This is a genomic window from Peptostreptococcaceae bacterium (genome assembly GCA_016649995.1).
In the GTDB taxonomy this organism is placed as follows: domain Bacteria; phylum Bacillota; class Clostridia; order Peptostreptococcales; family BM714; genus BM714.
In genome coordinates this window covers 1-6,699 of record JAENWJ010000074.1, presented here as the reverse complement: position 1 = coordinate 6,699, position 6,699 = coordinate 1, and the positions used below count along the sequence as shown (strand labels likewise).

At 41.7% G+C, this 6,699-nt stretch carries 10 protein-coding genes; 4 read left to right on the top strand and 6 right to left on the bottom strand.

Features of this window, described 5'->3' with window-relative positions:
- Positions 1–188: 188 nt before the first annotated feature.
- The 3 genes from JJE29_08885 to JJE29_08875 form a co-directional block, all read right to left on the bottom strand.
- Positions 189–395: a hypothetical protein gene (locus tag JJE29_08885; protein MBK5252729.1), complete on the bottom strand. Its 207-nt coding sequence runs from the start codon at positions 393–395 to the stop codon at positions 189–191.
- 22 nt (positions 396–417) lie between these two features.
- Positions 418–576, bottom strand: a complete 159-nt coding sequence (locus JJE29_08880) for a hypothetical protein (GenBank protein ID MBK5252728.1) — start codon at positions 574–576, stop codon at positions 418–420.
- A gap of 144 nt (positions 577–720) precedes the next feature.
- Positions 721–1,158 (bottom strand): HlyD family efflux transporter periplasmic adaptor subunit, encoded by a 438-nt coding sequence (locus JJE29_08875; GenBank protein ID MBK5252727.1) that lies wholly within the window; start codon positions 1,156–1,158, stop codon positions 721–723.
- Between the two features lie 406 nt (positions 1,159–1,564).
- On the opposite strand from JJE29_08875, the gene JJE29_08870 reads away from it, so the two are divergent.
- The 4 genes from JJE29_08870 (at position 1,565) to JJE29_08855 (ending at position 4,321) form a co-directional block, all read left to right on the top strand.
- Positions 1,565–3,097, top strand: coding sequence for a hypothetical protein (locus tag JJE29_08870; protein ID MBK5252726.1), 1,533 nt, complete (start codon positions 1,565–1,567; stop codon positions 3,095–3,097).
- A 116-nt stretch (positions 3,098–3,213) separates the two neighbouring features.
- Positions 3,214–3,459, top strand: coding sequence for a hypothetical protein (locus JJE29_08865; protein ID MBK5252725.1), 246 nt, complete (start codon positions 3,214–3,216; stop codon positions 3,457–3,459).
- A 122-nt stretch (positions 3,460–3,581) separates the two neighbouring features.
- Positions 3,582–3,932, top strand: coding sequence for an alkylphosphonate utilization protein (locus JJE29_08860; protein ID MBK5252724.1), 351 nt, complete (start codon positions 3,582–3,584; stop codon positions 3,930–3,932).
- 161 nt (positions 3,933–4,093) lie between these two features.
- A complete protein-coding gene (locus JJE29_08855; protein ID MBK5252723.1) occupies positions 4,094–4,321 on the top strand; it encodes a hypothetical protein in 228 nt (75 codons plus the stop codon).
- 104 nt (positions 4,322–4,425) lie between these two features.
- Here the strand turns inward: JJE29_08855 and JJE29_08850 are convergent, their stop codons facing one another.
- The 3 genes from JJE29_08850 to JJE29_08840 form a co-directional block, all read right to left on the bottom strand.
- Positions 4,426–5,376, bottom strand: coding sequence for a hypothetical protein (locus JJE29_08850; GenBank protein MBK5252722.1), 951 nt, complete (start codon positions 5,374–5,376; stop codon positions 4,426–4,428).
- Between the two features lie 120 nt (positions 5,377–5,496).
- A complete protein-coding gene (locus tag JJE29_08845; GenBank protein MBK5252721.1) occupies positions 5,497–6,048 on the bottom strand; it encodes a flavodoxin family protein in 552 nt (183 codons plus the stop codon).
- 15 nt (positions 6,049–6,063) lie between these two features.
- Positions 6,064–6,681 carry a LysE family transporter gene (locus JJE29_08840; protein MBK5252720.1) on the bottom strand — a complete coding sequence of 206 codons (618 nt, stop codon included), beginning with the start codon at positions 6,679–6,681 and terminating at the stop codon, positions 6,064–6,066.
- Positions 6,682–6,699 lie beyond the last annotated feature (18 nt).

Below are 6,699 nucleotides of genomic sequence, written 5' to 3'. Positions count from 1 at the left end.
TAGAGTAAGCAAGAATCACTGGGTTATGCGGGCGGGTCTGTTGTTTCGATGCAATGGATCCGCTTTATCATTTGCAAAAAAATAAAGTGCTTTGCGTAGATGAAATATCGAAGCCAAGCACTTTAACTTTTTTTTTATCTGTTCAATTGACAAGAATCAGTTCGAAACCATAGTCTAATTTTTGATTGCTATCTTATCAGGAGCCATAGTCCAATTACTGCAGCGAGTAAAGCCCATGCGTAAAAGAAAATGACTGTTCCCTGCTCGCCCAAATACTTAATAAAGAATTGAATTTTCTTCATATTCCAGATGCTCTTAGGTTTCATGACGGCTAGAACTACAACAATTGCCGCGTAAACCAGTAAAAAGATTCCCAATAGTTTCAATCCGCCCATGTTTTTCCTCCTTATTCCATTATTAATACGAAATTTTGTCTCCATCTTCAAGTTCGTCGCTCGGACTTACAATTACAATATCGTTTTCCCCAAGTCCTTCCAGTATCTCGCAGCGTTCATTTCCTTTGGCTCCTACGCTCACTTCTATAAGCTTGGCGCTATTGTCCTCAGCAACAAACACATAGTCGATTCTCCCGCGTCTTACGAGAGCATTATTATCTACTGTAAGTACTCATTGCCTTCTGCCTAGCATGAATTTCAAGTTTACTTCACGACCAATCAAACTGAATTCATGATCGACGGCGATCTCCACGATGCCTTTCTGCTAGAAAACGCCTAAGTCTGAAACGACTGTTTTAATTGTGGGGTGTATCTTTCTGACATAACCTTCAGCAACAACGGTGTCAAAGCTGATTTCTACCGGAGCGCCCATCTCCATCAACACCAGACTTTCCTCCAGTAGATTGGATTCGACGTAATATCTATTTTCACAGATTTGAATCACAGAACCCATCGCTGCCACGGTCTCGCCTTCTTCAACAAATATATCACTTACTGTTCCGTCAAAAGGAGCCTTGATTCGATAATCTTTTATCTGATTTTGTAGAGATTCCAATAGAGTCATCAACGACTTTAGCTGGAAGTCATACTGCTTAAGGACGTCATCGTCGCCGCCCTTTGATGCAATACCGAATTCATCCAGCGCGCTGTTTGTTATTCTGTCCCGTTTCTTGGGATCAAGTTTTTTTAGCATTTCGTCCAATTAAATCACCCTCCGTTGACCACTCTAGTCAATTTCAGCATATATTCATTGACCCTATTGGTCAATATCTTTAGCGATTCTGTCGTTCTCTTTCTGGTTTTTGCAACTTCACGCTTTTTATTCGTTGTATAATTTAGTTCCATTTAGTATGCATTTGTATTCTTTATACCCAATGTATAGACCTCGTATCATACCGCTTCCCAACATTCAGTTGACATAATACATGATGCATATGTATATATGTTTTGATATAGTAGAACAAGAGATTGCAAATTTCTTTAAAATATGAACATTGTGTACGGCGTCGATAATGATGCTGTGATTATAAAAAAACCTATAGGGTCAAAACTATATATTGACAGCTCATATCGCAGGCAAGCATGTAATAAAATTGAAGGAGAGGTTGATGATGATTAAAAATTACACCAGAGTACTTACGTGTATTGGCGGTTTAACAATATTGCTGCTTGTCATATTTGTATTGGCAGCATGCACAACGAGCAAAAAAGTAGAAGCGGTAGAAGTCCCGGAGGAGCAGCCGGAGACAGAGCAGACACAGCTTGCCATAGGCAACTACTACATGGCGGCAACAAATGAAAAAGGGTCGGTTGATGACGGAGCTTTCTTTGCAGCGGGATTCATGGGATATGTGGAAGAGAAATACTTCCAAGAACTATCCGATAAATACGGGTATGAACATTTGAGCCGCGTGCCCGTTTGGGCTGACTGCGGCGGTAATGAGATGTGGGTTGTAATCCCCAAATATGACGATTCTGAAATTGTCGTAACAGCGCTTGAGGACATCAAACTCGATTCGGGAGGATCATACAAAGCAGGCGAGGAAATCATAAGAGCGGAGGAATCTCTTGTGGTGTATTCGGATTCTACGGATGGAAAAGCCAATATTGAAATCAATGTTAAAACTATTCACAGCAGCTATGATTTTACGCCAGGAGTTTCTAGTGTGAATGATGAGATTCAATTGCCAAGCAATATTTGGAATATCAGCAAGTATGAAGCGCAGGGGCAAGAAGAGGCAGAAATTCTTGGCGACTGGAGATGGGAAGGCGAAGAAGGAGAATTCATAAAGTTGAATATTTCAGAGGCTAGCCATCCGGAAGGAATCCAAGGGACCTACTTCATGGTGTCGGAGAGTATACATCCGGGTGCTGATCCGGGAATAGGCGGACCGTATGGGGGAGATCTTGTTGTAGAAGGCGATACAGCGATCTATCATCTTGTTGTCAGTGAAGGGGAGGCGACAAGTAATCTGGAGTATGAGGTAAACGGTGATACTTTGACATTTGTTTATGCGGGCGGAGATTGGTTTCTATCGTTAAGAAACATAGGTGATGCAATAACATTTAAACGCGTCGAATATTTTAATAAGGATAATTTCGCCGGGAGTACCGAGCCATTCGTTTCCATAGCTTACGAATCCTATTTAGAGACAATAGGCGTTAACGGGATATATACCGACGATTCCATAGAACGCGTGGCGTCTGTGCTTGGAGAACCTTTGGAAAAACCCTTTGGAGACAGCCGTTACGACTATTCCTATGATGATACTGAATACAGTGAAAAGTTAATGGTGGTATTTGCTGATTACGGCGTCAAATACATTCAGGCCACTACAACTAGCGAAGACGGGAAATTGCTGTCAGACGATTTTCTTGAGGAATTTCAGGGAAACGTCTATAGAGCGACAGAAGAAATTGCTCAGGGAATGGGCATGCTTTCGTCTTTTGTTTTTGTAGCAAATGAGGATTCGGTTTTGGTAGTAGAAAAACGTTTGGATGATAATGGAGAGGTTAATAGGGCATATATGGTTCAATCAATATACGATTGGAATGCGTCAAGAGCATGGGATGCCGAAATATTCGAAGACGAGAATAAATTCGTAGAAGTGGATGGACAAACGGCGATTGACGGCCAGTAGAAACAATTTTCTCCAGTCCCTCGAAGGCGTCAAGTGAATAGGAACCGATTTTGTTTTAAATGAAAATACCTATTTGCAAATAGTTGATATAATGATATCTACAGGAGGGAAACAATATGAGAAAAATAACGATATTAATTGGAGATTTAATGAGAGGACTTGGGGCCGTTTTGATAGCAAGTCCTCTCGCACTCTATTGGTTCATACATGGGGATTACGATAGATATATATGGATAATAAACGGACCGGCTCCATTTGATTCCTTTGGAAGTGGACCCTTTCAGCTTTGGATGTTCATTGGACTTATAGTTTGCGGATTTTTTTTCATGGCCTTGTCCGGCAGACTGAAAAAAGAGGAGTGAAGTATGTTTGCAAATTCAAGTCGATGGAAACTTTAGAAAGACTGTGATAGTATAGAAAAATGCAAAGATGAAAATGGTGTTTTTTTAAATAAAACGACAATGATAAAAGGGAGGACAAAATAATGAATGATTTGCCAAATTGCCCGAAATGCGATTCTGAATATACGTATGAGGACGGGGTTATTTTTGTGTGCCCGGAATGCGCTCACGAATGGAGCAAGGAATTGGATGGCGAAAAGGATGAAGAAGAAAAGGTCGTACGCGATGTAAATGGAAATGTTTTGAAGGATGGAGATTCCGTGACTGTTATAAAAGACCTTAAGGTAAAGGGCAGCACTTCAACCCTTAAAATGGGAACGAAGGTAAAAAGCATCCGATTGGTAGAAGATGCTGACGGCGGCCACGATATAGACTGTAAAATTCCGGGCTTCGGAGGAATGTACCTGAAGTCTCAATACGTTAAGAAGCTATAATTGGAATTAAGCCTCGTAAACTGCCGCGCAAACCGACCAAGCGAATAGTTTGGTTTCTTTGAAGGAAAAAAATTGAAAAAAGCGATAATCGTTTACTATTCTTATGAGGGAAATACAAAAAGAATTGCGAGGAAATAGCTGAGCATTTGCATGTGGATTTGATGGCTATAAAGCTTGCGGCCGAGAAAAAATCGAAGGGTTTCGGCAAATATCTGTGGGGAGGCTATCAAGTTGTAATGGGAAAAGCCATGGATAAAGTAAGGGAAGCAATCGAAAGAAACAATACACTGATTGGAGCAAAAGATTTTTTTAGCCCAAAGAAAAAAATGGAGTCTTGCATCAGCGAAGCCTTGATATGGGCTGATGAAATGATTGGGAGTCTCAAATAGCTTTATCGATTATACGAAAAGAATTGAATAAAGAAAAGGATATTGCCGAGTGACGATTGTTGTCACATTGCAATATCCTTTTTTATTCAGAGGGAATCAATTGTCTATTTAAAATCCAAGCCTTGAGGTTTTCTTAGCCGCTGGTGCTTGTAGATTGGAATATTGTATTCCTCCCCAAGCTTTCGAACAAGGTCCTTGTAGCAGGCCTTCATCTTGTCATGAAAGGCAATGGCTTCTATCCCTCCATCAATTGCGCTGATGCAGTCGATAATCTTTCTTAGCCCTTCTCCATTTTCGTATTCTCCCGCAACCAACCATTGATTTGCAATGATGTGGGTGACACCTAATGCCTCGTTGTCCCAGTCAGCGAATACGGCTCCCCTAAAATTGGGATCGAAATGAATTCCCCCTACGCAGAGAATGTTGTGCACTTTTTTTCCGTCGTCATCGAAAATCTGTGATAGCGAGCGGGCCAATGCGCGACAGGCGGTAAGGTTGCCCCAGCTGCTTTCGTCGCTTCCGACCTCAATATCCATCATTGCTACGGGATATTCAAGCAGAAGTGCGGGGTCGCTCCCGTCTTCGTGCGCTCCGGACCAATGGGTTGCTTCGGTTACAACGGTATAGTCGTCGAGTCCAAGATGCTGTCTGTTGCGGTCCATTGCCAGAAGAAGGTTTCGCATGTATGCCGGTTTTGCAGGGCCATAAACGCCTGAATTAACATCGCCCAAGGAATGAACGGTAAGAACATTGTCTGGCGCGCTTGCGCCCTCATGCCATGTAACCATTCCAGATACGTCGAAATCAGCGAAATGCTTGTTCATATCCGGAAGATAACGAGGGTAGTCAAGGCATATTGCCGTTTCAGTGGGGGCGAAATAGAATTCGTTATTTTTTGCATCAGTGTATTTCATTACCTCTCCGCCGTCGAAAATTATTCCGGTGGGTTCTGCTAGATAGCCTTCCTCCTCGAGAATGTTCCATACATGGCGCGCAACATGGCCCCACGAAGGATTGTTGCAGATATAATAGATAGCTCTTTTGTTGTTAGACATGAATTGCTCCTCTCGGAAGTGTATTTTACAAAAGTAGATGAAGACAGTAAATGTTATTTGCATTAAAGATTATAACTTTTTGAGAATTCTGTCAACAATATGGATTAGCGGAAGTGCTATCTATATTGTTTTGCCCAATTCTTCTGCACGCTCTAGTGCATCGGTTTTTTTGATATCTCCGATATCATATACATCGGGAACGGCTATTATGCCTTTGTCTGTCCATTTCATGTAATGAACCATTCTCTTGTAGGTTCCTATGATGCCATCAAAGATTTCGGATTCCTTATCTCCGCCGCAGGTTAATAAAACACTTTCGGTTATCTTGAGGGGACGCCGGCAATTGTCTCGCATGTACGCGTAGAAGCGGTCGACAGCGGCTTTAAGCTGTGACGACATTCCAAACCAATATAGTGGTGTCGCAAAGACGATTAAATCCGCTTCTTCAAGCATGGGTTCAAGTTCGGTGAAGCCGTCCTTGAATATACAAGCTGTTTCGGTGCTCCAACAGGCTTTGCATGCCCGGCAACCTTGGATCTGCTTAAAGGTCGTTTCGAATTTATTTACAGTGTGGCCGCTATCCCTAGCTCCATTCATGAAAGCTTCAGCAATAAGATCGCTGTTTCCGCCTTTTCTAGGGCTTCCAGTCAGTACCAAAATGTTTTTCATTATGTTATCCTCCTGTTATTAAAAAAGGTGTGCGATTCCGGAAATTGAGTATGCACTGTAAAAAAGCAAAAGACCCATGGCAATATTGAAAGGTTTTTGATGCTTCACTATGAACCGATTGAATAAAGAACCAAATAGTGCCCAACAACAAACTGATGAAAAACCGACCAATGCGAGAAATAGAGAGAAAAGCAGCAAGCTGATGCTCGACTTGTAGTATGGAATTATGAAATTGGCAACGACGGTTATGCAGTAAAGAACCCCTTTCGGGTTTACAAACTGCATTGCAAGACCTGTAGTAAACGAGTTCACTTTTCTTTTGGTCTTGTTTGAATTCGGGTTGTCGCCGTCCGTTTTCGGTTTGCTTTTCATTATCTTTATGGCTAGATATGTCATGTAGGCAGCACCTACAATGCTCATGAAAATTTTGATTTTCGGCATTAGGTTGAAAAGGATAAGGTTGAAGTAGCTGCTAAGAAGTAGCAATGTTAAAAATCCAGAGAATACGCCGGTTAAAAACCCAAAAGTTTTTTTGAATCCGTCTCTGCTGGCGTTTACCATGGAGAGTATATTATTTGGCCCAGGCGTAAAGGAGACTACTATTACATATGAAAGAAAAGCTCCTGTTTGGAACATGGGAAAAACCTCCAATTC